Here is a 25,672-nt window from a genome sequence, read left to right as displayed (position 1 = left end):
TGCCCGGTGGTCAGGCGGCGGGGACGGGCAGGTGCTCCCGGTGCAGCACGCGCTGGAACGCGAGGACGATCTCGATCGTCACATCGAGCTCGAACGCCAGGCTGGCCAGGTGGGCGCCGCGGAGGTGCTCCGCGGCGGCGTAGGCCGCCGGGGTGATCAGCCGTCGCGCGGCCCACTCGTCGGCCTGTCGCTCCTGTCGCGCGCGAAGGGCGGGTTGCCGCGTGGGCAGGTGACCGAGGTGGGCGTGGCCGAGCTCGTGGGCGAGGACACTGCGTGCCGTGCGCCGGCTCATCCCGGGAGCGAGCCGGATCGTCCGGGTGACGGGTTGGAAACCGCCAGGGGTGGGACCCGGGCGTTCGACCACGCGGAGCCCGAGGTCGTCGGCCAGGCGGAGGAGCTGCTGCATGGGCCTCCGTCCGGTCGCTGTCGGCTACTCGTAGAGGTCGTCGGTGTCCGTCGCGCGGGTGGATCCGGATTCGAAGGCGACCTCGCGGGTATTGTCGCGCGGGGTGGCGACATCGGTGCGGCGCCGGAAGGGGGTGATGATCGCCGACATGCCGTCGGCGGCCAGGCGCTCCTCGGCGCGGGCGACGAGGACGTGCGGCTCGACCCCGAGCGTGGCGCACACCGCGTAGACCACGGGCACGGGGATGGCGCGCTTGCCGGTCACGTAGTTGTCGAGGGCGCTCCGGGCGATGCCCACGTCGCGCGCCATGGCGGCGATGCTGCTGCGCGCTGCCGCGATCTCCGCCCGCATCTGACGACCGATCGCCTCGTTGAACTGCTCGGCTGGTGTCTTCATCCGGCTCACCTTAGCAGCGCACCGAGAGCAGGATGCCGTCATATTGGCCCCGTGTGAGGCGGCGGGTGTCCGTGCGTGGCGGTACCGTAGGCGCATGGGGACAGAATTGCGTCATCTGATGGCATCGGCCGTGGAGGCTGCACGCCTGCACGCCGGAGTGTCGTTCATCGAGCTCTCGGCGCAGACCGGGATCGAGCCCGCGGGGCTGGCCGACCTCCTGGAGGAGCGCGCGGACTTCACGATGGAGGATGTGGCGGGGATCGCGGCGGCCCTCGGTGTCCCCGTCACCCGACTGCTTCCGTGCGCACCCTGAGGCGGTGCCCGCTCGGGCCGCGGACGGGGGTGACGTCATGAAGTAGCGTGGGCGCATGAAGACCGTTTCCTTCGGATCGACGACCGCTCCGGCCCTGATCGCCGGGATGATGCGCATCGACAGCCTCGACGACGAGCAGATCCGCGAGCTGTACACGACCGCACGCGACGCCGGGATCGACTTCTTCGACCACGCGGACATCTACGGCGGGCAGATGCACCACTGCGAGGCGCGCTTCGCGGACGCTCTCCGGCTCAGCGCCACGGAGCGGGACGGGATCGTGCTGCAGACCAAGTGCGGCATCGTCCCGGCGCAGGGCATGTTCGACTTCTCCTACGACCACATCGTCGGACAGGTGGAAGGCTCACTCGCGGCCCTCCGCACCGACCGCATCGACGTCCTCCTGCTGCACCGGCCGGACGCCCTCGTCGAGCCGGACGAGGTGGCTCGCGCCTTCGACCACCTCGAGTCGTCGGGCAAGGTCCGGGCGTTCGGGGTGTCCAACCACACGCCCTCGCAGATCGAGCTGCTGAAGACCGCGGTGCGGCAGCCGCTGGTCGCGAACCAGTTGCAGCTCTCCCTCACGCATGCGCCGATCATCGCGCAGCCGGTGGCCGCGAACATGGCCGGGCACGATCAGAGCATCGGGCGCGACGGCGGTGGCATCGTGGACTACTGCCGGATCCACGGCATCACCGTGCAGGCCTGGTCGCCCTACCAGAGCGGCTTCGGCGGCGGCGTCTTCCTCGGACACCCGGACTACCCCGAGCTCAACGCGGTGATCGAGCGCCTGGCGGGAGTCCATGGAGTGACACCGACCGCGATCGCCACCGCCTGGATCACCCGCCACCCCGCCGGGATGCAGGTCGTGCTCGGCACCACGACGCCGCACCGCGTGCAGGAGGCGGCGGCCGGGGTGGACGTCGTCCTCACCCGCCCGGAGTGGTACGAGCTCTTCCGCGCCGCCGGACACCTGCTGCCGTGAACCTTCGGCTCCGGCCCGTGCGTCGTCTACCCTGAACCCATGCCGTTCCTGTTCTCGCTCCTGGTCATCGCGCTGATGATCGGTGCGCTGATCGACATCATCACGCGCGACGACTCGCAGGTGAAGTACCTGCCGAAGATGGTCTGGATCATCATCGTGATCCTCCTGCCGTTGATCGGCAGTGCGCTGTGGTTCGCGATCGGCCGCGAGTACGGGGAGGCCGGGGTCCCGCTCCCGCGGATGCGACGCGCGGAGCGGCCGACCGCCCCGACGACCACGGTCGCACGCCCCGCGCCGCCGGTCGACGTCCGCTCCACCGAGCAGCAGATCGCGGACCTCGACCGCGAGATCGAGGAGTGGCGGCTCCGCGAGGAGATCGAGAAGCGGCGCCGGGAACGGGGAGACGACGCTCTTCCTTCGTCCTAGCCGCCGAGCGGTCCGGCCTGCCAGGATGCCGTCATGAGCATCCTCGTGAACGTCGACAACTTCGCCCTCGCCGAGACCCACCGCATGATGCGCGACCTCCAGAAGGAGGCCGGGGGTGTGGATCGGTTCCTGCACAACAGGGCTCCGGCCGCGATCGACCGGCAGACCGTGATCCGGTTGAACCGGGACACCCTGTACAGCTTCGCGGTCCTCGACATCAGCGAGGGCGCGACGTTCACCATCCCGGAGCACGGCGACCGCTACCTCTCGGCGATGGTCGTCAACGAGCACCACTATGTCGATGCGATCATCCACGAGGCGGGCGAGCACACGCTGACGGTGGCGCAGTTCGGGACCCCGTACGTCGTGCTGGCCGTGCGCATCCTCGTGGATCCCGTGGACCCGGCGGACGTGGCGGAGGTGGGGGCCCTGCAGGACCGCATCGCGCTGCGCAGCGGGTCGGCCACGCCGTTCGCGATGCCGGACTACGACACCGTCAGCCTCGACGAGACCCGCCAGGCGCTGCTCGCGCTGGCGCGGAACCTGCGCGGCTTCGACCGCATGTTCGGCAGCGAGGACGAGGTCGATCCGGTGCGGCACCTCATCGGCACGGCGGCGGGCTGGGGCGGGCTCCCGTCATCCGAGGCGAGCTACATCGGCGTCGATCCGCGTCTGCCGGTGGGCCGGTACGAGCTCACGGTCGGCGAGGTGCCGGTCGACGGCTTCTGGTCGATCTCGGTGTACAACGCGGACGGCTTCTTCGAGCCGAACGATCGCGACGCCTACACGATCAACGACATCACCGGCGTCCGCAACGACGACGGCACGATCACCGTCCGCTTCGGCGACCATCCGGAGGGCGTGCCGAACGTGCTGCCGATCACGGAGGGCTGGAACTACCTCGTCCGGCTCTACCGCCCCCGCCCCGAGGTCTTCGACGGGACCTGGACGTTCCCGGCGCTCCCGGAATCGGCTTGACCCTGACGCGGCGTGAGGTCTCATCGTGGAGTCATGACTGATCACTATGACGCTTTCGAGATGAGCCCGGTGCCGACGCCCGGGCCCGACACGGTCGCACCGGAGCTGTTCCGGGGCATCTACGGGATGCCCGCTTTCATCACCGTCCCCACGACGGATCTCGCCGCCTCGGTCGAGTTCTGGACGCGGGGTCTGGGGTTCTTCGAGCTCTTCGGGGTGCCGGGGCGGATCGTCCACCTCCGGCGGTGGGCCTTCCAGGATGTGCTGCTCGTGCCCGGAGGGACAGCACAGGAGAGCCTGCCGAGCCTGCGTGTGAGCTTCGCGTGCGTGCTCGGCCAGATCGACGCCCTCGTCGAGGCATGCCGGGCGTGGGATCCCGGCGCCGTCGGGGAGCCGATCGACACGCCCTGGAACACCAGGGACGTGGAGATCGTGACCCCCGAGAAGGTGCGCGTCGTCTTCACGGCGGCGAAGCCCTACGAGCCGGGGAGTGTCGAGGCGGCCACCCTCGCGGAGATGGGCATCCGTCCGCCCGCGGACCCGGCGGAGGCCGGAGCGGAGATCGGAGGAGGAGTGGATGCCGGATGACAGCGGCGCCGCGGACCTGACCGTCGGTCGGGCCGCGGCGCTCGCCGGGGTGACGGTGCGGACCCTGCATCACTGGGACGACATCGGACTGGCCCGTCCGTCCGCGCGTTCGGCGGCGGGATACCGGGTGTACACGGAGGGCGATCAGGAGCGTCTCCGGCGCATCGTCGTCTACCGCGAACTCGGTCTCGGCCTCGAGGCGGTCCGCCGGCTCCTGGACGATCCGGACACCGACATCCTCACCGCGCTGCGCAGGCAGCAGGAGCAGCTCGCGACCCGGATCGCACGCCTGACCGAATTGCAGGCCGAACTGGAGCGGATGGTCACCGCTCACGAGCGCGGCCTGATGCTGAGTGCGGGCGAGCAGCGCGCGGTGTTCGGGCCCGACTGGGACCCGTCCTGGCCTCTCGACGCGCGCCGCCGCTGGGGCGACACGGTGCAGTGGCAGCAGTACGCGGAGCGATCCGCCGCTCGCGATGCGGGAGCATGGCAGGTGGTCGCGGACGCGATGCGGGAGTTCGAGTCCGCCCTCGCGACGGCCATGGATGCCGGTGTGGCTCCCGGCACGGCGGATGCCGATGCGCTCGTCGAGCGACACCGTGCGGTGTTCTCGGCCTACTTCCCGCTGACCAGGGAGATGCAGGTCGTCCTCGGCCGGCTCTTCACCACGGACCCCGGCTACGCGGCGCACTACGACGGCATCCGCCCGGGGCTGGCGGAGTGGTTCCGGCGCAGCATCGAGGCCGAGGCCCGGCGTCACGGCGTCGATCCGGAGTCCGCGACCTGGCGATGATCCCCTCGCGCGACCCGGTCAGACCGCGTGCGTCCGGGCGCTCGCGTCCGTGACGCCGAAGGAGGCGCGGACGGCCTCCTCGAGGTCCGGGTGGCGGAAGGTGAAGCCGGCGGCGGTGAGCTTCTCGGGGAGGACCCAACGGCTCTTGAGGACGAGCTCGGTCTCGGTGCGGATGCCGATGGCGCCGAGCTCGAGCATCCAGCGCGGCATCGGCGGGCCGATCTTCGTCCCCAGCACGCGGCGCACGGTGGCCATGAAGGTGACGTTGTCGACGGGGTGCGGTGAGGCGGCGTTGACCGGCCCGTCCAGGGCCGGGGTCTGCTCGAGGAACTCGATGATGCGCGCCACATCCTCGATGTGGATCCAGCTGAAGCGCTGTCGCCCACGACGGGCGCCGGGAAGGTGCGCGGTGCCGGCGGCGCGGCGCGCGGGACCGACCGGCCAGAACCCGTCGTACTGCGGGCCGCCGAGCCCCCGCCGCGCGAGCGTGCGCAGCGGTTCCAGCACACCGCCGTCGCCGAGGACGATGGCGGTGCGGAGGGCCACGCGGCGGGTGCCGGGGAGCGCGTCGGCGAAGAGGGCACGCTCCCACGCCTTGGCGACCTCGACCGAGAAGCCCGTACCGATCTCGCCGGAGGACTCCGTCATCGGCCGGTCTTCGGCGTGCCGGTAGATCGTGGCCGTCGAGGAGTTGATCCACAGCGGCGGCGGGGTGGCCGCCCGGGAGATGGCGCGGCTCAGGGCAGCGGTCGTGTCCAGGCGGGAGCGGACGATCTCGGCACGGTTGCGCGGCGTGTAGCGGCAGTTCACGCTCTTGCCCGCGAGGCCGATCACGAGCGAGGCCCCGTCGACGGCGGCGTCGATGCCGTCCTGATCGCTCCAGGTGAGGTCGCTTCCCGAGCGGGAGATCGTGACGACCTCGCGCCCGGCATCCCGGAGTCGTGCCGTGAGGAATCGCCCCATGAACCCCGTGGCCCCGCCGATGACCGCCCGGTCCGTGCTCATGCGCTGTCGTCCTTCCGATCGGGTTCGAGGGCGTAGTCGAAGTCGCCCCGGTACTCGTAGAGGCGGCCGAGGAGCGGTGCGTCGACCGTCAGGCGCACCCGCTGACGACCGGCCTCGTCGTCCCACCGCTCGACGAGCCGGACCACGGGAGCCACGATCCGCGGGATGCGGAGCCGGAAGCGCCCGAGGCGGATGCCCACCGCGCGACTGGTCAGGTGCAGGGCGCCCGCGCGGGGCTCCACGGCGAAGCAGGCCACGACCAGCCCGGGCTCGCCGAGCTCGTCGACGATGCGGCCGTGCCGCGTCGGTGCCACGGCGTCGCGCATCACCCACGGCCCGCTCGCGAACCGGAACGTGCGCTCGGCGATCGCGCGGGAGGCGATGGTGCGGTTCTCGATGCGGAAGGGCACGTCGCGTTCCCAGCGGGCGGCGATCACCCCGCGCCGCTCGAGGCGGCGGAGGAGCGGCCAGAGCGCGCGGCGGGGCGTGCCGACGCGCTGGAACGTGCCTTCGCCGACGCCGACCATCCCCTCCGGGACCGCCTGGAAGTAGGTCCGCAGCCGGGGGTGCAGCTCGGTCAGGCGCTCGCCGAGCGCCCTCGCATACGGGGACTGCGGCACGGGCGTCACGGTTCGAGCCTAGCCCGCGGAAGTGCCGTCCCGGCCCGGGGCGTCCGTCGGTCGGAGCAGGCGGTCGAGGAGGGCGAGGGCCTCGTGCTGCGGGGCCGCGTCGTCCAGCAGCCACTGCGTCTGCAGGCCGTCGGAGGCCGCGACGACGAGTGCGGCGACCGCGGAGGGATCGGCGTCGGAGCGGAGGTGCCCCTCGCGCTGCTGCTCCCGGACGGTCTCGGCGATGTCGGCCCGGAGGCGGGCGAAGCGCTCGGTCGCGAAGGTGCGGGCGGCGGGATGCCCCTCCTCGAGAGCGCTGGCCACGAGGGTGGAGTACAGCTGCACGAGGCCCGGCACCTCGCGGTTGGCTCTGGCCGACCGGATCATCCCCTCGACGGGGTTGACCGGTTCCGGGTCGGTCTTCCGTCCCGGGGCGTTGCTCTCCACGTAGACCGCGACGAGCAGCTCCTCGAGCGACCCGAAGTAATGGGAGAGGGCGGCGTGCGTCACGCCCACCTCGCGCGCGATCGCCCGCAGGCTCGTGCGGTCGGCGCCGCGGGCGGCGAAGACCTCGATCGCGCGATCCAGGATCTCCTGCCGTCGTGCGATCCCCTTCGCATAGGCGCCACGGGGGCGCGGGCGCTCGGAGTCCTCGGCGGCTGCGGGTGCGGTGGGCATGCTCGGAGTCTATCGAGAAGAAACTTCCACCTGGAGGTATTCGGTGCTAGCGTGCCGGCAGGGCGCGCGACGCCCTCCTGTCACCGACGACCGAGGAGCACGACCGATGACGATCCAGACCTCTCTGCAACTGTTCACGATCCGCGAGCAGCTGGAGGCCGACCTCGAGGGCACGCTCGCCGCGGTGGCGGCGCGCGGATTCACCGCGGTCGAGCCCTACGACTTCGTGCGCCGGGCGGAGGCCATGGCCGCCGCGGTGTCGGCTGCCGGGCTGACCGCCCCCTCCGGGCACGCTTTCCTGGCCACTCCGACCTTCGTGCGCCCTGACGGTTCCGGCACCACGGCTCCCGTCCCGCCGCCCGCCGAGGTCTTCGCCGCCGCGCGCACGCTCGGCATGGACACGGTGATCGATCCCTACACCGAGCCGGCGCGCTGGGAATCGATCGACCAGATCGTCGAGACCGCCCGGCTGCTCAACGAGGCGGCGGAGATCGGCACCGAGGCGGGTGTGCGGGTCGGCTATCACAACCACGCGCACGAGCTGGAGGCCGTGTTCGACGGGGTGACCGGGCTGGAGATCCTCGCGGAGCACCTCGACGAGCGTGTCGTGCTGGAGGTCGACCTGTACTGGGTCGCCCGCGGCGGCGTCGACCCGGTGGCGCTCGTGGAGCGCCTGGGCGCGCGCGTGATCGCCGTGCACGCGAAGGACGGCACGCTCGACCCCGCGCTGCTGGACGCCTACCCGCCGGCGGATCAGGTGCCCGCGGGCGATGGGACGGTGCCGCTGCGGGAGGCCATCGCCGCCGCGCCCGCGCTCGAGCTCGCCATCGTGGAGTTCGACCACTACGACGGCGATCTGTTCGACGCCATCGAGCGCAGCCGGGTCTTCCTCGACGCCGGGACGGCGCGCTGATGGTGCGGGGCGGCGGAGCCGTCGGCGTCGGCCTCATCGGCGCGGGCAACATCAGCGACCAGTACCTGCAGAACCTCACGCGCTTCCCGGACGTGGAGGTGCGCGCGATCGGCGACCTCGTCGAGGAGCGGGCACGCGCGCAGGCCGCGGCCTACGGCGTACCGCGGGCCGGGGGTGTCGAGGTCGTGCTCGACGATCCCGACATCGACATCGTCGTGAACCTCACGATCCCGGCCGCCCACGTCGCCGTCTCGGAGGCGATCGTCGCCGCCGGGAAGCACGTGTGGACGGAGAAGCCGCTCGGCGTGGACCGCGAGGAGGCGCGACGCCTGCTGGAGGCGGCCGCGTCGGCCGGGCTCCGCGTCGGCGTCGCTCCCGACACCGTCCTCGGTCCCGGCGTGCAGACCGCGAAGCGCGCCATCGCCCGCGGCGACATCGGCCGTCCGCTGTTCGGCCAGACGACGTTCCAGTGGCAGGGGCCGGAGATCTTCCACCCGAACCCCGCGTTCCTCTACGCGAAGGGGGCGGGGCCGCTCCTCGACATGGGGCCGTACTACGTCTCGACCCTGGTCCACGTCTTCGGGCCGGTGGCCGCCGTGGCCGCCCTCGGGCTGCAGGGGTCGCCGACCCGCCGCGTGCAGGTCGGCGACCGTGCCGGGGAGGAGTTCCCGGTCGAGATCCCGTCCACGCTCAGCGTCCTGATGGACTTCGAAGGCGGAGGGCAGGCGCAGAGCCTTTACAGCACGGACTCGCCGCTGGTGCGGCAGGGCATCGTGGAGATCACGGGAACCGAAGGCACCCTCGTCATCCCCGACCCGAACACGTTCGGGGGACCCATCACGATCACCCGGCCGCTGTCCCGGCACTTCGTGCCCCCGGAGCCGGTGGTGCAGGAGGTCGTCGATGTCGTGCCGGAGGGGGTGCTCGCGGGGCGCGGGCTCGGGCTGCTCGACATGGTGCGCGCGATCGCGGAGGACCGACCCCACGTCGCCACCGGCGACTTCGGGTACCACGTGCTCGACACGCTCCTCTCGATCGAGGAGGCCGCAGTGCGGCGCACGTTCGTGGAGGTCGCGAGCACGCTGGATCAGGTGGGCGCGCTGCCCGCCGACTTCGATCCCTTCGCGGCGACGTAGCGGTCCACGTTCGCGGGGGAGAGCACCTCGCGGGCTACCATGATCGCCGCCCCCAGCACCGCCGCGCGGTCGCCCGCCTGCGACTGCACGATCGCGAGGTGCTGGGTGGCGAGCGGGATCGAACGCCGGTAGACGACCTCGCGGACGCCGGCGAGCAGGTGCTCGCCCGCGCGGGCGATGCTGCCGCCGAGCACGATGATCGACGGGTTGAGCAGGTTCACGACCGTCGCGAGCACCTCGCCGACATCGCGTCCGGCCTGACGGGTGGCCTCGATGGCCGCGGTGTTGCCGGCGCGGACGAGGTCGACGACGTCGGAGGCGCTGTGCACGTCGTGCCCTTCGGCGCGCAGGGCGTCGGCGAGAGCCGATCCGCTCGCGAGGGCCTCGAGATCCCGTTCGTCGCCCGGCTCCCGTGCGGATCCCGCACTCATCGGCACCTGGACGTGCCCCATGTCGCCCGCCGATCCCTGGGCGCCCCGCTGGAGCTGACCGCCGGCGATGATGCCGGCGCCGATGCCCGTCGACACCTTCACGAACACGAGGTCGTCCACCCGGGGCCAGCTCGTGGCCTGCTCGCCGAGGGCGAGGATGTTCACGTCGTTGTCGACGAGGACCGGGACGTCGAAGGTGCGCTGCACGTAGCCGGGCACGTCGAAGCGGTCCCAGCCCGGCATGATCGGCGGGTTCGTCGGGCGCCCCGTGGAGTGCTCGACCGGGCCGGGCACGCCGATGCCCACGCCCACGAGGGGAAGGCCCTCGGCGGCCGCGGCGAGCAGGGCGGTCCCCTCCGCGAGGATCGCATCGAGCAGGGCCTCGGGGCCGTCGCCGATGTCGATGGTGCGGGTGCGCGCGTCCAGGATCACGCCCGCGAGGTCGGCCACGGCCACGGTCGCGTGCGTGGCTCCGAGGTCGACGGCGAGGACGAGTCCGGCGCGGGGATTGAAGGCGACGCGGGCCGGAGGGCGGCCGCCCGTCGACACCGCTTCCCCCGCGGGTCGGAGGAGGTCGGCGGCCAGCAGTGCGTCGACCCGGGAGGCGACGGTGGAGCGGGCGAGGCCGGTGAGGGCGGCGAGCTCCGCCTTGGTGCGCGCGTGTCCGTCGCGGAGGATCTGGAAGATCTCGCCGGTCCCGGGGGAGGGCGCTGCGAGCGGTCTCAGCACGTCAACCATGGCGTCAGTAAAGCACAGCACTTCTCGCAGTCGGCTGTGCGACTTCGGATTCGTTACAAACAACTTTTGACGAGGGGCTAGCAAAAGTAGTCGCGGCTGTGTCAGACTCACCGGCATGACAACGGATGTCACTGACACCGGTCTCGGGACGATCCGAACCGGGATCCTCGGCGGGGGCTTCATGGCCCGCGTGCACCGCACGGCCGCCCGAGACGCGGGCGGCGCACTGCGCGCCGTCGCCACCCGGTCCGCCGAGGGCGCCAGGGACGCCGCGCAGCTGCTCGGCGCCGCGCGCGCCGAGCACGATGCCGAGGCGCTGCTCGACGCCGACGACATCGACGTCGTCCACATCTGTACCCCGAACGCGACGCATGCCGACCTCGCCCTGCGTGCGCTGCGGGCCGGCAAGCACGTCGTGTGCGAGAAGCCGCTCGCTACGACCGCCGCCGATGCGGCCGCCCTCGCCGAGGCCGCCGCCGAGGCGGGGCTCGTCGCCGCCGTCCCCTTCGTGTACCGCTACCACCCCATGGTGCGCGAGGCCAGGGCGCGCATCGCCCGCGGCGAGGCCGGGGAGCTGCTCACGCTGGACTGCTCGTACCTGCAGGACTGGATGCTGCGGTCCACCGACGACGATTGGCGGGTGCACTCCTCGTCCGGCGGGGCCTCCCGCGCCTTCGCCGACATCGGGTCGCATCTGTGCGACCTCCTCGAGTTCGTCACGGGCGATCGGATCCGGGCCCTGAGCGCCCGCACCCGTCGGGTGTTCACCGAGCGGGCGGGGCGGGCCGTCGACACGGAGGACATCGTCGCCGTGCTCGTCGAGACCTCGGCGGGGGCGCTCGGCACGCTGCTCATCTCGCAGATGGCGGCGGGCCGCAAGAACGCCCTCACCCTGGAGCTGCACGGGACGCGGCAGAGTCTGCGGTTCGAGCAGGAACGGCCGGAGGAGCTCTGGGTCGGCATGCGCGAGGAGTCGCGGCTGCTGCTGCGCGACCCCGCCACGGCCGACCCGGAGTCCGCCCGGCTGCAGCGCGTCCCGGCCGGGCACGCCATGGGATACCAGGACGCCTTCAACGGCTTCGTCGCCGACGTCTACGCGGCGATCGCCGGCGATGTCCGCGACGGACTGCCGACGTTCGCCGACGGCCACCGCGCGGCCGTGCTGACCGAGGCCGTGCTCGATTCCGCCGCCCACGAGGGACGCTGGACGGAGGTGCCGGCATGACCGCGACGACGACGCAGCCCGTGCTGCAGGTGGCCGGGATCCGCAAGGCGTTCTTCGGCGTGGAGGTGCTGAAGGGCATCGACTTCGATGTGCGGCCAGGAGAGGTGCACGGCCTCGTCGGCGAGAACGGCGCGGGCAAGTCCACCCTCATGAAGATCATCGCCGGTGTGCAGCCGGCCGACGAGGGGACGATCACGTACCGGGGCGCGGAGGTCCGCCACGCCCACCCGCGGCAGGCCATGGACGCCGGCATCGTCACGGTGTTCCAGGAGTTCACCCTGCTGCCCGAGCGCACGGTCGCGCAGAACGTCTACCTCGGCCGGGAACCGCGGCGCGCGGGGCTCATCGACGTCCGGGCGATGAACGTGCGGACCGGGGAGCTGCTGAGCGATCTCGGCGTGTCCTTCATCGACCCGCAGTCCCGCGTGGGCTCGCTGACGGTGGCGGAGCAGCAGATCGTCGAGATCGTGAAGGCGCTGTCGTTCGACGCGCAGGTGATCTCGATGGACGAGCCGACCGCGGCGCTCAGCGACCGCGAGGTGGAGCTGCTGTACGCGATCATCCGCCGGCTCACCTCGCGCGGGGTCGCCGTCATCTACATCTCGCACCGGCTGAAGGAGATCTTCGACCTCTGCGACCGCATCACGATCCTCAAGGACGGCGCCCTCGTCTCCACGGACGAGACGGCGGCGCTGACCACCGACGAGCTCGTGCGCCGGATGGTGGGGCGGTCGATCCAGTCCTACTTCCCTGACCCGGTGGCCGGGACCGCGGTCGGCGCGCCCCGGCTCGAACTCGACGGCTGCGGGAACGCCTATGTGGACTCGGTGTCGCTGACGCTCCGTGCCGGGGAGATCGTCGGGGTGGCCGGGCTCCAGGGCTCCGGACGCACCGAGCTCGTGGAGGGTGTGTTCGGCATCCAGGCCTTCACCCGCGGGGCCGTGCGGATCGACGGGAAGCCGGTGCGGATCGGCGGACCGCGCGCAGCCGTGCGCGCCGGACTCGCGCTCGTCTCGGAGGACCGCAAGGCCCAGGGACTCGCGCTGGGGCAGTCGATCCTCGACAACGCCCTGCTCGTGGTGCGGAACGTGTTCGCCGGACGCACCGCGGCATCGCGCCGGGAGGTGCCGGGAGTGCTCCGCACGCTGGAGGTGTCCTCGCGCGGTCTCGACCAGGAGGTGCGCTTCCTGTCCGGCGGCAACCAGCAGAAGGTGGTGCTGGCGAAGTGGCTGCTCACCCAGCCGCAGATCGTGCTCTTCGACGAGCCGACCCGGGGCATCGACGTGGGGGCCAAGTACGCCGTCTACCAGCTCATGCGCGAGCTGGCGGCACAGGGGAAGGCGGTGCTCATGGTCTCGAGCGAGCTGCCGGAGGTCATCGGCATGAGCGACCGCATCCTCGTCATGCACGACGGCGAACTCGTCGCCGAGCTGCCGGCCGGTGCGGCCGAGCACGAGATCCTCGCGGCGGCCACCGGCGCCGACCGCGGTCCTTCGACGAACGGGGGTGCGCGATGAGCCGCCGCACCGGAGCCCGTCTCCGCATCGACGCGACCGTCATCGTGCTCGGCATCCTGCTGCTCGCCCTCGTCGTCGGCGCGATCCTCGTCGCCACCGTCGGTCGCAACTTCCTCAGCCCGGGGAACATCCGCGACATCCTGACCGGGATGAGCGTGCTCGGCCTCGTGGCCATCGGGCAGACGCTCGTGGTGCTCGGCGCCTCGCTCGACCTGTCGGTCACCTACGTCATCAGCCTGTCGAGCCTGCTCGCGGCGACGATGATGGCCGGGAACGCCGGCAACATCCCGCTCGCGGTGATCGTGACGCTCCTCGTGTGCGCGGGGATCGGGCTCGTGAACGGGCTCATCGTGACGGTGCTCAAGGTCAACGGCTTCATCGCGACGCTCGGCGTCGGGCTGATCCTCCAGGGCATCCTCAACACGAACTTCGAAGGCTCGGCGGGCGAGGTCCCGTGGGCGTTCCAGCTGATCGGCGCGACCGGGGTCGGACCGATCCCGGTGTCCACGCTCATCATGATCGCGCTCGCCGTGCTGGTCTGGGTGCTGCTGAACCGCACCCGCACCGGCGCCCATCTCTACGCCGTCGGCGGGGACCCCGAGATCGCCCGGCTCAGCGGTGTGCGCACCCGCCTGCCGCTGATCTGGGCGCACGTGCTGTGCTCCGTGTTTGCGGGCCTCGCCGGACTCCTGCTCGCCAGCCGCCTCGGCGTCGGCAGCCCGACGGTCGGGCAGCAGGGCGGCTACGCGCTGCTCTCCATCGCCGCTGTCGTGCTCGGCGGCACGCTGCTCCTCGGCGGGCGCGGCTCGATCTGGGGCACCATCGGCGGCGTCGCCATCCTCGCCGTCGTCGACAACGTCATGAGCGTGCTGCAGGTGAACCCGTTCCTCAAGGACGTGGTGCGCGGCATCGTCATCGTCGCCGCCGTGGCCGTCTACAGCCGCCGGGCCATCGTGCGCCGCCGTCCCCGCTTCGGCGCGGGCGGCACGCGCACCGGGGGAGACGACGCGGCGAAGGCGGCCGAGGGCGACATGGCGGTCGCGGCTGCCGAGCTCGCCGACCCGACCGCCGAGGTCGCCGCCGTCGACAGCGCCGGGGATACCGCCTCCGTGCGGGAAGGAGGGCGCTCATGAACGCGCTGCGCACACTCGTCAGCCCCCGCGGGGCGGTCTTCCTGCTGCTGGTGATCCTGCTCGTCGCGGTCGCCGTGCTCAACCCGAGCTTCGCGGAGCCCGGCCAGTTCATGCGGTACCTGCAGCGCGTCGCCCCCATCGCGATCGTCGCGATCGGGCAGTACTTCGTGATCATCGCGGGGGAGTTCGACCTCTCCCAGGGATCGCTCATCACGGCGCAGGTCATCATCGCCGGCAACCTCGTCGGCCAGGACGACGCGCGCACGCTCCCGGTGCTGCTGCTCATGGTGGTGTTCGGCGTGCTCGTCGGGCTCGTGAACGGCGTCCTCACGACGCTGCTCAAGGTGCCGTCGTTCATCGTGACGCTGGGCATGATGCTCGCCCTGCTCGGCGGCGTCATGTGGTGGACGGGCGGCGCCGCCACCGGCAACCCCGCCGACAGCTTCCGGGAGATCGGACGCGGCGGGATCCGCGACCTCCCCGTGCTGGAGTTCCTGCCCTGGGCCGTCCTGCTGCTCGCCGCCTGGCTCGCCCTCGGCATCGTCATCACCAAGCGCCCGCTGGGCAAGACCCTCATCGCGATCGGCGACAACGCCCGCGCGGTGGACTACGCCGGTGCCCGTCGGGCCGGGGTCACGACCCGTGCCTTCGTGCTGTCCTCCCTCTCCGCCACGCTCTCCGCCGTCCTGCTGGTCGGGTACGCGGGAGTGCACCCGTCCGTCGGCCGCGGCTACGAGTTCACCGCGATCACCGCGGTGGTGCTCGGCGGCGTCGTGCTCGGCGGAGGTCGGGGGTGGATCGTCGGCGCCGTGGCCGGAGCGTTCGCGCTGGAGGCGCTGTTCCTGCTCCTCAACATCGCGGGCGTGCCCTCCACCCTCCGCGACGCCGTGCAGGGCGTCATCATCATCGCGGCCGTCGCCTACGCGGGGGTCGCCTTCCGAGCCCGCCGCCGGCGCGGTCCCCAGCCGACGGACGTCCATACCGCGGGGACCGAGAACGCCGAGAACCGCAGCACCGCATCAAGCCCTACAACCAGAGGAGATTAGCAATGCGACGATCGATGAAGATCGCCACCGCAGGGGTGGCCCTCTTCGGCCTCATCGCGCTCGCCGGGTGCACGACCGACCCGTCCGTGGCGCCGGCGGAGTCGGAGAATCCCGAGGAGGCGGCCGAGACCACCGAGTGGTTCGACCAGGAGCTCTTCGACAAGCAGGACGAGGAGCGCGGCGTCGACCCCCAGGGCCCCGCCGACCAGCCCTACCTGCAGCACATCAACGCCGAGATGGTCGACACCGCGGAGTTCGCCAGCACCGGGGCCAAGAAGGCCTGCTTCGCGAACGCCTCGATCTCCAACCCGTGGCGCCAGACGGGCTGGATCACGATGAACGAGCAGCTGAAGGTGCTGCAGGAGTCGGGCGCGATCAGCGAGATGGAGACCCGCGACGCGCAGGACTCCGACGACACCCAGATCGCCGACATCGACTACTTCATCTCCGAGGGCGAGTGCGACGTCTTCCTCATCTCGCCGAACAGCACGGCCGCGATGACCCCCGCGGTCGAGCGGGCGTGCGAGACGGGCAAGCCGGTGGTCGTGTTCGACCGCGGCGTGAACACCGACTGCCCCGTCACGTTCATCCACCCGATCGGCGGCTTCGCCTGGGGCATCGACACCGCGGAGTTCCTCATCGACAACCTGGAGGAGGGCGACAAGGTCGTGGCTCTCCGGATCCTCCCCGGCGTCGACGTGCTGGAGCACCGCTGGGCCGGCGCCGAGAAGCTGTTCGAGGAGGCCGGGATCGAGGCCGTCGACCACTTCACCGGTGCCGACCCCGCCGAGATCAAGAGCATCATCAGCGACGAGCTCGCCAAGGGCGACGTGCAGGGCATCTGGATGGACGCCGGTGACGGTGCCGTCGCCGCCATCGAGGCCTTCGAGGATGCCGGAGCCGACTACCCGGTGATGACCGGCGAGGACGAGATGAGCTTCCTGCGCAAGTGGAAGGACACGGGTCTCACCGGCCTCGCTCCGGTGTACTCGAACTTCCAGTGGCGCACCCCGCTGCTCGCGGCGCAGATGATCTTCGCGGGCGAGGAGGTGCCGAAGGAGTGGGTGCTCCCGCAGAAGCCGATCACCGAGGCCGAGCTGGACGACTACCTCGCAGCGAACGACGGCATGCCCGACGGCCACTACGCCAAGTTCGGCGGAGAGGACCTTCCCGGCTACCCGACGGTCTGGCAGGAGCGCCAGATCCCGTAACCCCGTGTGCTCCCGCCCTTCCGCTCGGCCCGCGCCGAATGGGAGGGTGGGAGCACCCGTACGATCACAAGGACAACGATGCCCCGCACGATCGCCGTCAACACCTGGGTCTGGACGTCTCCGCTGACGGACGACACCCTGGAGCCGCTCGCCCGCACGGCGGCGCGGATGGGCTACGACGCCCTGGAGCTGCCGCTGGAGAGCATCGGCGACTGGGACCCGCTCCGGGCCCGCGCCGTGCTGGACGGCCTCGGCATCGGCGCGATCGTGGTCGGCGCGATGGGGCCCGGCCGCTCGCTGCTCGCGCGCGCCGGAGACGTCGCCGCCACGCAGGACTACCTCCGCGCGTGCCTGGACGCCGCGGCCGTGCTCGGGGCCTCGGTCGTCGCCGGACCCTTCTACGCCCCGACCGGCGTCACCTGGCGCATGGACGAGGCGGAGCGGGCGGAGGCCGTCGGCGAGCTCAGGGACAACCTCGCGCCGCTCGCCCGCGAGGCCGCCGCGATCGGCGTCACGCTGGCTGTGGAGCCGCTCAACCGCTACGAGACCAGCGTGCTGAACACCGTCGCGCAGAGTCTCGACGCGCTGGCGCCGCTGCTCGGCGCCGGGGTGGGACTGGCCCTCGACACCTACCACCTCAACATCGAGGAGAAGCGTCCGGCCGACGCGGTCCGGGCGGCCGGCGCCGCCATCGCGCACGTGCAGGTGTGCGGCAGCGACCGCGGTGCCGTGGGCGACGACCACACCGACTGGCCGGAGATGCTCCGCGCGCTCGACGACGCCGGCTACCGCGGCGCGCTGGGACTGGAGAGCTTCACGGGGGAGAACGCGACGATCGCCGTCGCGGCCTCCGTGTGGAGACCGCTCGCCGCGAGCCAGGACGACCTCGCCGCCCGCAGCATCGCCCACCTGCGCGCCCTCGGCGCCTGAACCCCCGCCCGCGATACGAAGCCCCGCGATACGAAGGAGTATCCATGAGCAGTCACCCGGTCACCCTGTTCACCGGCCAGTGGGCCGACCTCCCGTTCGAGGAGGTGGCCCGCCTCGCCGCGCAGTGGGGCTACGACGGACTGGAGATCGCCGCGTCCGGCGACCATCTCGACCTCCGCCGGGCGGACGAGGACGACGCCTACGTCGCCTCCCGTCGCGAGGTCCTCGACCGGCACGGACTGCGGGTGTTCGCGATCTCCAACCACCTGGCCGGGCAGGCGGTGTGCGACGACCCGATCGACTTCCGGCACCAGGGCATCCTGCGCCCCTACGTCTGGGGCGACGGCGAGGCCGAGGGCGTGCGGCAGCGGGCGGCGGAGGACATGAAGCGGGCGGCCAGGGTGGCCGGGAAGCTCGGCGTCGACACCGTCGTCGGCTTCACCGGTTCGTCGATCTGGCCCTATGTCGCGATGTTCCCGCCGGTGCCGGAGGCGGTGATCGCCCAGGGCTTCCAGGACTTCGCGGACCGGTGGAATCCGATCCTCGACGTGTTCGATGGGGAGGGCGTGCGCTTCGCCCACGAGGTGCATCCGGGGGAGATCGCGTACGACTACTGGTCGAGCGTCCGCACCCTCGACGCGATCGAGCACCGCGACGCGTTCGGCTTCAACTGGGACCCCTCGCACATGATGTGGCAGAACATCGACCCGGTCGGCTTCATCGTCGACTTCGCCGACCGGATCTACCACGTCGACTGCAAGGACACCCGCCTGCGGCCGCGGAACGGCCGTGCGGGAGTGCTCGGCTCGCACCTGCCGTGGGGCGACCCCCGGCGCGGCTGGGACTTCGTCTCCACCGGCCACGGCGACGTGCCGTGGGAGGACGCCTTCCGTGCGCTGGACGCGGTCGGCTACGACGGGCCGATCTCGATCGAGTGGGAGGACGCCGGCATGGACCGCCTGCACGGCGCCCCCGAGGCTCTGGCCTTCGTGCGCTCCCTGCTGTGGCCGCAGCCCGAAGCCGCCTTCGACGCCGCGTTCCGCCACCAGTGACGGCAGGGCGGACGACCGGCCGTGCTCAGGGCTCCCGCAGGCGGACCAGGCGCTCGTGCCCGGTCTCCTCGAGCTCGGCGATGTCGTCGCGCGACTTGAGGAAGTCGGAGAACGACCGGTAGCCGAGGGCCTTCTCGCTGAAGGACGGGTCCATGCGGCGCATATGCGTCTTGACCGCGGAGCTGTGCAGCCATTCGTCGGCGTCCGCCTTGTCGTGGCCGAGGCGCAGCGCCCGCTCCAGGAGCCGTGTGGCTTCGCCCTGATCGTCGATCTTCTCCTCGACCTTGGGCTCCTCGGCGGTGGGCTTGCTCTTGGCCTTCGCACGCGACTTCGACGCGGTCTTGGGCTTCGGGGCTCCCGTGTCCGCGGTGGCCGGGGCGGACGGCTCCGCCGGAACCTCGACCGCGGGGGCGGCGGCCGGTGCCGCCTTGGTCGGACGCGCCACGCCGGGGAGCGAGTCGTAGGACTCGAACTCGTCGCACGCCGCGGCGAGGGACTTCGCCGTGGACCCGGCGACGCCCACCCCGATCACGTAGCGGCCGAGGCGCTTGCAGCGCTGCGCGAGCGGGACGTAGTCGCTGTCGCCCGCGACGATGACGACATGGGTCAGGTCGGGCAGGCGGAACATGTCCTCGACCGCGTCGACCGCCAGCCGGATGTCCGCGCCGTTCTTCGCGTACGCCGCGGCCGGGAAGAGCTGCACGAGATCGACCGCGCGCGCCACGAGCTGCGAGCGGTACTCGGCGTTGACCGGCGATGACCAGTCCGCGTAGGCCCTCGTGAGCACGAGCGTGCCGAAAGAGGCCGCGTAGTCGATGATGGCGCCGACCTCGATCATGGCCCGGTTCAGCCGCTCGGCGACCTCGGGGTCGTTCGGGTGCTCCGTGATGCGCTGCCGGTCCTTGCCGTAGGAGTTGCGGCCGTGGACGCGGTCGTACCAGGAGATGACGATGTTGTCGAAGTCCAGGTACACCGCCACGCGGGCGTCGGTCGTCTCAGCCACGGTCGGCCTCCTCACCGGGGTAGCGCACGCCGATCTGCGCGCGGATCTCGTCGAGGGCCCCCATGATGGCGACGCTCTCCGCGACGGGGAGGACGTCGCCCTGGAGGAGGCCGTCGCGGACGAGGCGCTCGGCCGCGAACGCCTGGTACTGCATGCCGCGGCCCTCGACGGCGGAGACGTACTCCTCCTGGACGGTGCCGTCCGGCCGCACGACACGGAAGGTGGTGGGGGTGTACCAGACCCGGTCGATGTCGATGCGGGCCTCGGTGCCGACGATGCTCGCGGCGTTGGGGCCGGCGCCGCGCGAGGAGGAGAGGGTCGTGGAGATCGCCCCGCTCTCGTGGATCATGACGGTGGCGACCTCGGAATCGGCTCCCGTCTCGACCAGACGCCCCACCGCGCGGATGGTGGTCGGCGCCCCGAGGACGTCCCAGACGAACGAGATCGGGTAGATCCCGAGGTCGAGCAGCGCCCCGCCGCCCAGCTCGAGCGCGTTCAGACGGTGTGCGGGGTCGGTGGGAAGCTGCTGCGTGTGGTCGGCGGTCACCGTGCGGATCTCCCCCAGGGCGCCGTCGGCGAGGAGCTCGCGGATGCGGACCATGTGCGGCAGGTAGCGGGTCCACATCGCCTCCATCACGAGCAGCCCGCGCTCGGCCCCGAGCCGCTGGAGGTCTTCGGCCTGCGTGCGGTTCAGGGTGAACGCCTTCTCCACGAGCACGTGCTTGCCGTGCTCCAGGGCGAGCCGGGCGTTCTCGTGGTGCATCGGGTGCGGCGTGGAGACGTAGACGATGTCGACGTCGGGATCGGAGACCAGCGCCTCGTACGACGGATGCGCATGCGCGATGTCGAAGCGCGCGGCGAAGGCGTCGGCCGACTCCTGCGAGCGCGAGCCCACCGCGACGAGGTCGAGGCCGGCGGTGCGCAGATCGGATGCGAAGGCGCCGGCGATGCCGCCGGTCGCGAGGATTCCCCAACGAAGTCCAGTCATCCTCTCAGCGTAGAGGGTGGCGCGTATGACCGTCTGTGACTTCCGGTGACCCCCGGCTTCCTCCCCGTGGCCCGGGTGGCGGCCGCGCTCCTACCGTGTCGGCATGACGGAACCCCTCGTGATCGGCGCCATGGTGCGCACCCTCGGCGCCTACCCCTCCGGGTGGCGGTACCCCGGAGCCCACCGCGACCCCGCGGGAGACGCCGACATCCTCCGCCGCATCGCGCGGGAGGGGGAGGACGCGGGCCTGGACTACCTCTTCTTCGGCGACTGGCTCGCCACCGGGCCCGACCTGGAGTTCCGCGACCCCTACCTGCTCGCCCGCATCGATCCGCTGAGCGCGGTGCTGTACCTCGCCGGGGTGACCTCGCGGATCGGGCTCATCGCGACGGTCAACACCACCTATGCCGACCCCTACGCCACGGCGCGCGCGCTGGCCTCCCTCGATGTCCTCACCCAGGGCCGGGCGGGGATCAACCTCGTCACCGGCGCCGAGCCGCGCGCCGCCGGGAACCACGGCCGTGAGGCCCACGCCGACACCGAGACCCGCTACGACCGGGCGGAGGAGTTCGTCGTCGCCCTGCGCCGGCTCTGGGACTCCTGGGACGAGGACGCCTGGATCGCCGACGCCGAGCGCGGTGTGCTCATCGACCCCCGTGGTCTGCGCGCCGCCGACGTCGCGGGCGCGCACGTGCGGGTCGCCGGCCCGCTCAACGTCGCCCGTCCGCCGCAGGGGCGCATCCCGATCGTGCACGCCGGCACCTCGCCGCGGTCGCGGGCGCTCGCCGGCGCCGCCGCCGACCTGGCCCTCATCGCCGCCCCCACCCTCGCCGACGCCGTGGCCACGCGGCGCCTGCTACGGGAGATCGCGGCGGAGGCGGGCCGCCCGGCAGACGAGCTCAAGGTCATCGCCCCGGTGCTCCCGGTCGTCGCGGAGTCCGACGCCGCCGCCCACCGGATCGTCCGGCGGCTGCTGGAGCTCGTGCCGCTCGCGGAGGGGCCGCAGCGTGAGCGTGTCGGCTTCCCCGCGAACCGCACGGTGGAGGCGCTGGCCGACGCGCTGGAGGTGGCCGCTGACGACCCGCTGCGGGCCGCGGCCTTCGACGCCGCGGTGACGACCGCGGACGCCGCACGTCTGGGGGAGCGGGGCGCTGCCCTCGTCGAACGGCTCGCGCAGATCGCCGGACTCCGGGTCGGGACGCCGGACGCCCCCACCTGGCGGCACCTCGTCGCCGCGCACGCGGTCCCTGCGGCCTTCGTCGTCGGCGACGCCGGCACGATCGCCGACCACTTCGCGCACTGGCGGGACGAGGGCGCCGCCGACGGCTTCAACGTCCTCTCGGCGTTCCAGCCCGGGCAGTTCGAGGCCTTCACCCGTCTCGCGGTCCCCGAACTCCGTCGTCGCGGCCTCCTCCGGACACCGGAGGAGAACGGCGAGGGGGCCCGCGCGGAGACGCTACGCGACCGCCTCCGTGTGACGTCGCGTGTCGGAGCGTGACTCCGGGTGTCGTCTCGCGACACCCGGAGTCCGCCGCCACGCCCCTGCGCCCCGCCGCTTCCTACCGTGAACACCACCTGCACCCCCGCCGCACCCGACACCCTGCCTTCCGAATCCGAGGAGTCCTCCGCATGAACCGCCGCCTCATCCGCACCGCCGCCGTCGCGGTCCCGCTCGTCCTGGCCGGCAGCCTCGCCGCCTGCGCCACCTCGCCCGCCCCGGGGAACACCCCGGCCGCGGCGGGCGACCCCGTCACCGGCGGCACCCTGACGTATCTCGAGCACCAGGCCTACACGAACCTGTACCCGCCGCAGGCCGGCTTCTATCCGAACGGCGGCATCGTCAACAACATCGCCGCCCGGCTCACCTGGCAGAACCCGGAGACGCTCGAGATCGAGCCGTGGATCGCCGCGGAGTGGACCGTGAACGACGACGCCACGGAGTACACCTTCGACCTCAACCCGGATGTGACGTTCTCGGACGGCACGCCCGTGGACGCCGCCGCCGTCGCGAAGAACTTCGACACCTACGGACTGGGCGACGCCGAGCGCGGGCTCACCGTCTCCGAGGCCATCAACAACTACGCCGGCAGCGAGGTGGTGGACGAGGAGACCGTGACGTTCCGCTTCAGCGCGCCGTCGCCCGGCTTCCTGCAGGCGACGTCGACCATCAACTCGGGACTGCTGTCCCCGGAGACCCTGGACGGCACGATCGAGGACTTCGGCGCGGGCAACGCGGAGGAGATCATCGGCTCCGGTCCCTTCACCGTCACCGACGAGAAGCTCGGCACCGAGTACACCCTCACCGCCCGCGACGACTACGCCTGGGGCCCGGACAGCGCCGAGAACGGCGGTCGGCCCTACCTCGACGCCGTGCACGTGCTGGTCACGCCCGAGGACTCCGTCCGCATCGGCTCGCTGCTCGCGGGTCAGGCCGACTACGTCCGCTACGTCCAGGCGTTCGACGAGGACCGCGTCGAGAGCGCCGGATTCACGCTGTACGCCCCGCAGACCCGCGGCGTGAACAACTCGATCGCCCTCCGCCCGGAGAACCCGCTGCTGTCCGACATCCGCGTGCGCCAGGCGATCATCGCCGCGGTCGACGCGCAGGAGGTCGTCGACACCCTGTTCACCGAGAACTATCCGGTGGCCACGTCGGTGCTGTCCTCCCAGGCGGCGGGCTACAAGGACGAGTCCGCGCACTACGCCCACGACCCGGAGAGGGCGGAGGCGCTGCTCGACGAGGCCGGCTGGGAGCCCGGCGCCGACGGCATCAGGGAGAAGGACGGCGAGCGGCTGTCGATCACGGTCTACGAGGCCAAGCCGCAGCCGCTGTCGAAGCAGACCCTGGAGCTCGTGGCGCAGCAGCTCGCGGCGGTCGGCGTGGAGCTCACCGTCAAGCCCGGCGATGCGGGCAGCTACGCGGAGGACACGCGTGATCCGCTGAAGACGGGGTTCTACCACTCGATGGTCGGGCGCGCCGACCTCGACGTGATCAAGAGCCAGTACTTCACGAAGAACCGCGACGTGCTGATCTCGCAGGACGCGACGCTCGACGAGCTGCTGCTGGCCGTCGCCTCCGAGCCGGACGCCGAGAAGCGGGTGGCCGCCTCACAGGCCGTGCAGGACTACATCGCGGAGCAGGCGTACGTGATCCCGCTCTTCGAGGAGCCGCAGGTCTACGGTGCGGCCACGTACGTGCAGGGCGTCGCCTTCGAGTCGGTCGGCCGCCCCACGTTCTCCGGCGTGTGGCTCGCGGAGCACTGAGGACCACGGTGACCCCATGACCTTCGTCCTCCGACGGGCCGGGCAGGCCGCGATCGTGCTGATCGCGGCCTTCACGGCCACGTTCTTCCTGTTGCAGCTGCTGCCGGGAGACGCCATCCTCATCAAGTTCTCCGACCCGAGCCTGGGGCTCTCGCCGGAGCAGCTCGACGACATCCGCGCGACCTACGGCGCCGACGTTCCGTGGGGGGAGCAGTACCTGCACGCGGGTCTCGGCTTCCTGGCGGGCGACTTCGGCTACTCGACCCAGTACGGCACCCCGGTGCGGACGATGCTGGCCGAGGCGCTGCCCGCCACGCTGCTGCTCGCGACGCTCGGACTGGTGGTCGCCACACTCCTCGCGGTCCTGATCGCCGTGCTCTCCTCGCTCGCGCCCTTCGCGTGGCTGCGGGACGGCCTGCGGCAGGTGCCGGGACTGTTCGTCGCGGTCCCGGTGTTCTGGCTCGGGATCCTGCTCATCCAGGTGTTCTCGTTCGGACTCGGATGGGTGCCGATCGTGGGGGCCGATCCCGTCAGCGGGCTGATCCTCCCCGTGCTCACGCTCGCCGTGCCGATCTCGGCGCCCCTCGCCCAGGTCCTGGTCCGCTCCATCGACCGGGTGCAGGCGCAGCCGTTCGTGACCGTGGTGCGGGCGAAGGGCGCGCCGCCCGCGTGGGTGCTCACGCGCGCGGTCGCACGCAACGCCGCCGTCCCGACGCTCACCATCGCGGGGGTGCTGTTCGGAGAACTCGTCGGAGGCGCGGTGGTCACCGAGACCGTCTTCGGCCGCACCGGCATCGGACGCCTCACGGAGCAGGCCGTCGCGAACCAGGACATCCCGGTGCTGCAGGGAGTGGTGCTGCTGTCGGCCCTGGGGTTCGTGGTGATCAGCTTCGCCGTCGACCTCGCCACGCCCCTGATCGACCCCCGGCAGCGGCGGGCGGCCCGCGCCGCCCGGTCGCGCCCCGTCCGTCCCGCCGCCCAGGAGGTGCCCGCATGACCGCTCCCGTGATCGCGGAGACGTCGGTCGAGACGCCCGGTGCCCCGCCTGCGCCGTCCGCCCCGGCCCCCGTCTCCGCATCCCGTCCGCGACGGCGGTCGCGCGCCTGGGGTCTGTACCTCGCGCTGGCGGTCGTCGCCGTGGCGGTGCTGTGGGCCGTGATCCCCGGGGTCTTCGCGCCGGGCGATCCGCTCACCGGCGATCCCGCCGACAAGCTCCTGCCGCCGAGCGCCGCGCACTGGTTCGGGACCGACGCCCTCGGCCGCGACCTCTTCGGCCGGGTCGTGCACGGCGCGGTGCACTCCCTGTCGGGTGCGCTCATCGCCGTGACGGTCGGCCTCGCGCTGGGGACGCTCCTCGGGGCCGTCGCCGGTGCGACCGGCGGCGTCGTGGACGACGTGCTGATGCGGATCGTCGACGTGCTGCTGGCCATCCCCGGGCTGCTGCTGTCGCTGTCCATCATCATCCTGCTCGGCTTCGGAACGGTGAACGCGGCGATCGCCGTGGGACTCGGCAGCGTCGCCGCCTTCGCGCGGCTCATGCGCGCCGAGGTGGCGCGGGTGCGCCGCACCGAGTACGTCGAGGCGGCGTACGGCAGCGGCGGCACCTTCTTCGCCGTGCTGCGCCGGCATGTGCTCCCGAACGCCCTCACCCCGATCATCGCGCTCGCCGCGCTGCAGTTCGGCACGGCCATCCTCGCCATCTCCACCCTCGGCTTCCTCGGCTACGGCGCCCCGCCGCCCACCCCGGAGTGGGGCCTGCTGATCGCCGAGGGACGCAACTACATCGCGACCGCCTGGTGGCTCACGGCGCTCCCCGGCCTCGTCGTGGTCGCCGTCGTGCTCAGCGCCAACCGCATCAGCCATCGGCTCGGAAGGAGCACCCGATGACCGTGCCCGAACGCGCACCCGT

General features: G+C 72.0%; 27 protein-coding genes. 19 read left to right on the top strand and 8 right to left on the bottom strand.

Going from position 1 to position 25,672, the window contains the following annotated elements; translation table 11 throughout:
• Positions 1-10 precede the first annotated feature (10 nt).
• The gene (locus tag ACIQID_RS14225; RefSeq protein ID WP_400286284.1) at positions 11-406 is read right to left on the bottom strand and encodes an ImmA/IrrE family metallo-endopeptidase; all 396 of its coding nucleotides are present in this window, start codon (positions 404-406) and stop codon (positions 11-13) included.
• 24 nt (positions 407-430) lie between these two features.
• Positions 431-802: a helix-turn-helix domain-containing protein gene (locus ACIQID_RS14220; RefSeq protein WP_312675365.1), complete on the bottom strand. Its 372-nt coding sequence runs from the start codon at positions 800-802 to the stop codon at positions 431-433.
• A 94-nt stretch (positions 803-896) separates the two neighbouring features.
• Here ACIQID_RS14220 and ACIQID_RS14215 point away from each other — a divergent pair, with 94 nt between their 5' ends.
• The 6 genes from ACIQID_RS14215 to ACIQID_RS14190 are packed head-to-tail and all read left to right on the top strand — an operon-like array spanning position 897 to position 4,885.
• The gene (locus ACIQID_RS14215; RefSeq protein WP_400286279.1) at positions 897-1,115 is read left to right on the top strand and encodes a helix-turn-helix domain-containing protein; all 219 of its coding nucleotides are present in this window, start codon (positions 897-899) and stop codon (positions 1,113-1,115) included.
• A 55-nt stretch (positions 1,116-1,170) separates the two neighbouring features.
• Positions 1,171-2,100 (top strand): aldo/keto reductase, encoded by a 930-nt coding sequence (locus ACIQID_RS14210; protein ID WP_312675363.1) that lies wholly within the window; start codon positions 1,171-1,173, stop codon positions 2,098-2,100.
• A 39-nt stretch (positions 2,101-2,139) separates the two neighbouring features.
• Positions 2,140-2,526, top strand: coding sequence for a PLDc N-terminal domain-containing protein (locus tag ACIQID_RS14205; RefSeq protein ID WP_136051511.1), 387 nt, complete (start codon positions 2,140-2,142; stop codon positions 2,524-2,526).
• Positions 2,527-2,559: 33 nt separating this feature from the next.
• Entirely contained in the window at positions 2,560-3,504 is a 945-nt protein-coding gene (locus tag ACIQID_RS14200) for a DUF1214 domain-containing protein (protein ID WP_400286274.1), read from the top strand.
• Between the two features lie 33 nt (positions 3,505-3,537).
• A complete protein-coding gene (locus ACIQID_RS14195; protein ID WP_400286271.1) occupies positions 3,538-4,092 on the top strand; it encodes a VOC family protein in 555 nt (184 codons plus the stop codon).
• Entirely contained in the window at positions 4,082-4,885 is an 804-nt protein-coding gene (locus ACIQID_RS14190) for a MerR family transcriptional regulator (protein ID WP_400286268.1), read from the top strand. Before ACIQID_RS14195 ends, ACIQID_RS14190 begins: the two co-directional genes overlap by 11 nt.
• Positions 4,886-4,903: 18 nt before the next feature.
• On the opposite strand, the gene ACIQID_RS14185 is transcribed toward ACIQID_RS14190, so the two are convergent.
• Genes ACIQID_RS14185 through ACIQID_RS14175 form a run of 3 tightly spaced genes read right to left on the bottom strand, consistent with a single transcriptional unit; the run spans position 4,904 to position 7,176 of the window.
• Complete coding sequence (locus ACIQID_RS14185) at positions 4,904-5,890, bottom strand: epimerase (RefSeq protein ID WP_400286265.1); 987 nt, start codon at positions 5,888-5,890, stop codon at positions 4,904-4,906.
• Positions 5,887-6,519, bottom strand: a complete 633-nt coding sequence (locus ACIQID_RS14180) for a DUF4166 domain-containing protein (RefSeq protein WP_331201930.1) — start codon at positions 6,517-6,519, stop codon at positions 5,887-5,889. Before ACIQID_RS14180 ends, ACIQID_RS14185 begins: the two co-directional genes overlap by 4 nt.
• Before the next feature lie 9 nt (positions 6,520-6,528).
• Positions 6,529-7,176: a helix-turn-helix domain-containing protein gene (locus ACIQID_RS14175; protein WP_331201929.1), complete on the bottom strand. Its 648-nt coding sequence runs from the start codon at positions 7,174-7,176 to the stop codon at positions 6,529-6,531.
• 106 nt (positions 7,177-7,282) lie between these two features.
• Between ACIQID_RS14175 and ACIQID_RS14170 the strand changes: the two genes are divergently transcribed.
• The gene (locus ACIQID_RS14170) at positions 7,283-8,089 is read left to right on the top strand and encodes a sugar phosphate isomerase/epimerase (RefSeq protein WP_331201928.1); all 807 of its coding nucleotides are present in this window, start codon (positions 7,283-7,285) and stop codon (positions 8,087-8,089) included.
• Positions 8,089-9,225: a Gfo/Idh/MocA family protein gene (locus tag ACIQID_RS14165; RefSeq protein WP_400286260.1), complete on the top strand. Its 1,137-nt coding sequence runs from the start codon at positions 8,089-8,091 to the stop codon at positions 9,223-9,225. The genes ACIQID_RS14170 and ACIQID_RS14165 overlap by 1 nt, the downstream gene beginning before the upstream one ends.
• On the opposite strand, the gene ACIQID_RS14160 is transcribed toward ACIQID_RS14165, so the two are convergent.
• Positions 9,177-10,394, bottom strand: coding sequence for an ROK family protein (locus ACIQID_RS14160; protein WP_312675352.1), 1,218 nt, complete (start codon positions 10,392-10,394; stop codon positions 9,177-9,179). The genes ACIQID_RS14165 and ACIQID_RS14160 overlap by 49 nt on opposite strands.
• 115 nt (positions 10,395-10,509) lie before the next feature.
• Between ACIQID_RS14160 and ACIQID_RS14155 the strand changes: the two genes are divergently transcribed.
• The 7 genes from ACIQID_RS14155 (at position 10,510) to ACIQID_RS14125 (ending at position 18,508) form a co-directional block, all read left to right on the top strand.
• Positions 10,510-11,619 (top strand): Gfo/Idh/MocA family oxidoreductase, encoded by a 1,110-nt coding sequence (locus tag ACIQID_RS14155; RefSeq protein ID WP_312675350.1) that lies wholly within the window; start codon positions 10,510-10,512, stop codon positions 11,617-11,619.
• Positions 11,616-13,136 carry a sugar ABC transporter ATP-binding protein gene (locus ACIQID_RS14150; protein ID WP_400286255.1) on the top strand — a complete coding sequence of 507 codons (1,521 nt, stop codon included), beginning with the start codon at positions 11,616-11,618 and terminating at the stop codon, positions 13,134-13,136. The genes ACIQID_RS14155 and ACIQID_RS14150 overlap by 4 nt, the downstream gene beginning before the upstream one ends.
• Positions 13,133-14,269 carry an ABC transporter permease gene (locus ACIQID_RS14145; RefSeq protein ID WP_312675346.1) on the top strand — a complete coding sequence of 379 codons (1,137 nt, stop codon included), beginning with the start codon at positions 13,133-13,135 and terminating at the stop codon, positions 14,267-14,269. Before ACIQID_RS14150 ends, ACIQID_RS14145 begins: the two co-directional genes overlap by 4 nt.
• Complete coding sequence (locus ACIQID_RS14140) at positions 14,266-15,315, top strand: ABC transporter permease (protein ID WP_312675344.1); 1,050 nt, start codon at positions 14,266-14,268, stop codon at positions 15,313-15,315. The genes ACIQID_RS14145 and ACIQID_RS14140 overlap by 4 nt, the downstream gene beginning before the upstream one ends.
• 14 nt (positions 15,316-15,329) lie before the next feature.
• Positions 15,330-16,526, top strand: coding sequence for a substrate-binding domain-containing protein (locus tag ACIQID_RS14135; RefSeq protein WP_396654664.1), 1,197 nt, complete (start codon positions 15,330-15,332; stop codon positions 16,524-16,526).
• A gap of 78 nt (positions 16,527-16,604) precedes the next feature.
• Entirely contained in the window at positions 16,605-17,456 is an 852-nt protein-coding gene (locus ACIQID_RS14130) for a sugar phosphate isomerase/epimerase family protein (protein ID WP_400286250.1), read from the top strand.
• Between the two features lie 44 nt (positions 17,457-17,500).
• A complete protein-coding gene (locus ACIQID_RS14125; protein WP_400286247.1) occupies positions 17,501-18,508 on the top strand; it encodes a sugar phosphate isomerase/epimerase family protein in 1,008 nt (335 codons plus the stop codon).
• Between the two features lie 25 nt (positions 18,509-18,533).
• On the opposite strand, the gene ACIQID_RS14120 is transcribed toward ACIQID_RS14125, so the two are convergent.
• Both ACIQID_RS14120 and ACIQID_RS14115 read right to left on the bottom strand, forming a co-directional pair.
• Positions 18,534-19,511, bottom strand: coding sequence for an NYN domain-containing protein (locus ACIQID_RS14120; RefSeq protein ID WP_331201920.1), 978 nt, complete (start codon positions 19,509-19,511; stop codon positions 18,534-18,536).
• Positions 19,504-20,499 carry a Gfo/Idh/MocA family oxidoreductase gene (locus ACIQID_RS14115; RefSeq protein ID WP_312675339.1) on the bottom strand — a complete coding sequence of 332 codons (996 nt, stop codon included), beginning with the start codon at positions 20,497-20,499 and terminating at the stop codon, positions 19,504-19,506. The genes ACIQID_RS14120 and ACIQID_RS14115 overlap by 8 nt, the downstream gene beginning before the upstream one ends.
• A gap of 103 nt (positions 20,500-20,602) precedes the next feature.
• Here ACIQID_RS14115 and ACIQID_RS14110 point away from each other — a divergent pair, with 103 nt between their 5' ends.
• The 4 genes from ACIQID_RS14110 to ACIQID_RS14095 all read left to right on the top strand — a co-directional run bounded on the left by ACIQID_RS14110 (position 20,603) and on the right by ACIQID_RS14095 (position 25,650).
• Positions 20,603-21,997, top strand: a complete 1,395-nt coding sequence (locus ACIQID_RS14110; RefSeq protein WP_400286242.1) for an NtaA/DmoA family FMN-dependent monooxygenase — start codon at positions 20,603-20,605, stop codon at positions 21,995-21,997.
• Between the two features lie 131 nt (positions 21,998-22,128).
• Entirely contained in the window at positions 22,129-23,763 is a 1,635-nt protein-coding gene (locus tag ACIQID_RS14105; RefSeq protein ID WP_400286238.1) for a TIGR04028 family ABC transporter substrate-binding protein, read from the top strand.
• 16 nt (positions 23,764-23,779) lie between these two features.
• A complete protein-coding gene (locus tag ACIQID_RS14100; RefSeq protein ID WP_312675333.1) occupies positions 23,780-24,760 on the top strand; it encodes an ABC transporter permease in 981 nt (326 codons plus the stop codon).
• Positions 24,757-25,650, top strand: a complete 894-nt coding sequence (locus tag ACIQID_RS14095; protein ID WP_400286234.1) for an ABC transporter permease — start codon at positions 24,757-24,759, stop codon at positions 25,648-25,650. Before ACIQID_RS14100 ends, ACIQID_RS14095 begins: the two co-directional genes overlap by 4 nt.
• Positions 25,651-25,672 lie beyond the last annotated feature (22 nt).

It is taken from the genome of Microbacterium sp. NPDC091676 (assembly GCF_044756645.1).
In the GTDB taxonomy this organism is placed as follows: domain Bacteria; phylum Actinomycetota; class Actinomycetes; order Actinomycetales; family Microbacteriaceae; genus Microbacterium; species Microbacterium paraoxydans_D.
Note: the sequence above shows the minus strand (reverse complement) of the source record. Positions and strands in the feature narration are given on the sequence as shown.

Excerpts from the sequence above, each read along its gene's own strand:
- ACIQID_RS14165 (WP_400286260.1), top strand. The coding sequence starts at position 8,089 with ATGGTGCGGGGCGGCGGAGCCGTCGGCGTCGGCCTCATCGGCGCGGGC.
- ACIQID_RS14095 (WP_400286234.1), top strand. The coding sequence starts at position 24,757 with ATGACCGCTCCCGTGATCGCGGAGACGTCGGTCGAGACGCCCGGTGCC.
- ACIQID_RS14195 (WP_400286271.1), top strand. The coding sequence starts at position 3,538 with ATGACTGATCACTATGACGCTTTCGAGATGAGCCCGGTGCCGACGCCC.
- ACIQID_RS14145 (WP_312675346.1), top strand. The coding sequence starts at position 13,133 with ATGAGCCGCCGCACCGGAGCCCGTCTCCGCATCGACGCGACCGTCATC.
- ACIQID_RS14215 (WP_400286279.1), top strand. The coding sequence starts at position 897 with ATGGGGACAGAATTGCGTCATCTGATGGCATCGGCCGTGGAGGCTGCA.
- ACIQID_RS14155 (WP_312675350.1), top strand. The coding sequence starts at position 10,510 with ATGACAACGGATGTCACTGACACCGGTCTCGGGACGATCCGAACCGGG.
- ACIQID_RS14135 (WP_396654664.1), top strand. The coding sequence starts at position 15,330 with ATGAAGATCGCCACCGCAGGGGTGGCCCTCTTCGGCCTCATCGCGCTC.
- ACIQID_RS14160 (WP_312675352.1), bottom strand. The coding sequence starts at position 10,394 with ATGGTTGACGTGCTGAGACCGCTCGCAGCGCCCTCCCCCGGGACCGGC.
- ACIQID_RS14140 (WP_312675344.1), top strand. The coding sequence starts at position 14,266 with ATGAACGCGCTGCGCACACTCGTCAGCCCCCGCGGGGCGGTCTTCCTG.
- ACIQID_RS14125 (WP_400286247.1), top strand. The coding sequence starts at position 17,501 with ATGAGCAGTCACCCGGTCACCCTGTTCACCGGCCAGTGGGCCGACCTC.
- ACIQID_RS14130 (WP_400286250.1), top strand. The coding sequence starts at position 16,605 with ATGCCCCGCACGATCGCCGTCAACACCTGGGTCTGGACGTCTCCGCTG.
- ACIQID_RS14175 (WP_331201929.1), bottom strand. The coding sequence starts at position 7,176 with ATGCCCACCGCACCCGCAGCCGCCGAGGACTCCGAGCGCCCGCGCCCC.
- ACIQID_RS14105 (WP_400286238.1), top strand. The coding sequence starts at position 22,129 with ATGAACCGCCGCCTCATCCGCACCGCCGCCGTCGCGGTCCCGCTCGTC.
- ACIQID_RS14170 (WP_331201928.1), top strand. The coding sequence starts at position 7,283 with ATGACGATCCAGACCTCTCTGCAACTGTTCACGATCCGCGAGCAGCTG.
- ACIQID_RS14100 (WP_312675333.1), top strand. The coding sequence starts at position 23,780 with ATGACCTTCGTCCTCCGACGGGCCGGGCAGGCCGCGATCGTGCTGATC.
- ACIQID_RS14110 (WP_400286242.1), top strand. The coding sequence starts at position 20,603 with ATGACGGAACCCCTCGTGATCGGCGCCATGGTGCGCACCCTCGGCGCC.
- ACIQID_RS14200 (WP_400286274.1), top strand. The coding sequence starts at position 2,560 with ATGAGCATCCTCGTGAACGTCGACAACTTCGCCCTCGCCGAGACCCAC.
- ACIQID_RS14205 (WP_136051511.1), top strand. The coding sequence starts at position 2,140 with ATGCCGTTCCTGTTCTCGCTCCTGGTCATCGCGCTGATGATCGGTGCG.
- ACIQID_RS14190 (WP_400286268.1), top strand. The coding sequence starts at position 4,082 with ATGCCGGATGACAGCGGCGCCGCGGACCTGACCGTCGGTCGGGCCGCG.
- ACIQID_RS14185 (WP_400286265.1), bottom strand. The coding sequence starts at position 5,890 with ATGAGCACGGACCGGGCGGTCATCGGCGGGGCCACGGGGTTCATGGGG.
- ACIQID_RS14225 (WP_400286284.1), bottom strand. The coding sequence starts at position 406 with ATGCAGCAGCTCCTCCGCCTGGCCGACGACCTCGGGCTCCGCGTGGTC.
- ACIQID_RS14150 (WP_400286255.1), top strand. The coding sequence starts at position 11,616 with ATGACCGCGACGACGACGCAGCCCGTGCTGCAGGTGGCCGGGATCCGC.
- ACIQID_RS14210 (WP_312675363.1), top strand. The coding sequence starts at position 1,171 with ATGAAGACCGTTTCCTTCGGATCGACGACCGCTCCGGCCCTGATCGCC.
- ACIQID_RS14220 (WP_312675365.1), bottom strand. The coding sequence starts at position 802 with ATGAAGACACCAGCCGAGCAGTTCAACGAGGCGATCGGTCGTCAGATG.
- ACIQID_RS14115 (WP_312675339.1), bottom strand. The coding sequence starts at position 20,499 with ATGACTGGACTTCGTTGGGGAATCCTCGCGACCGGCGGCATCGCCGGC.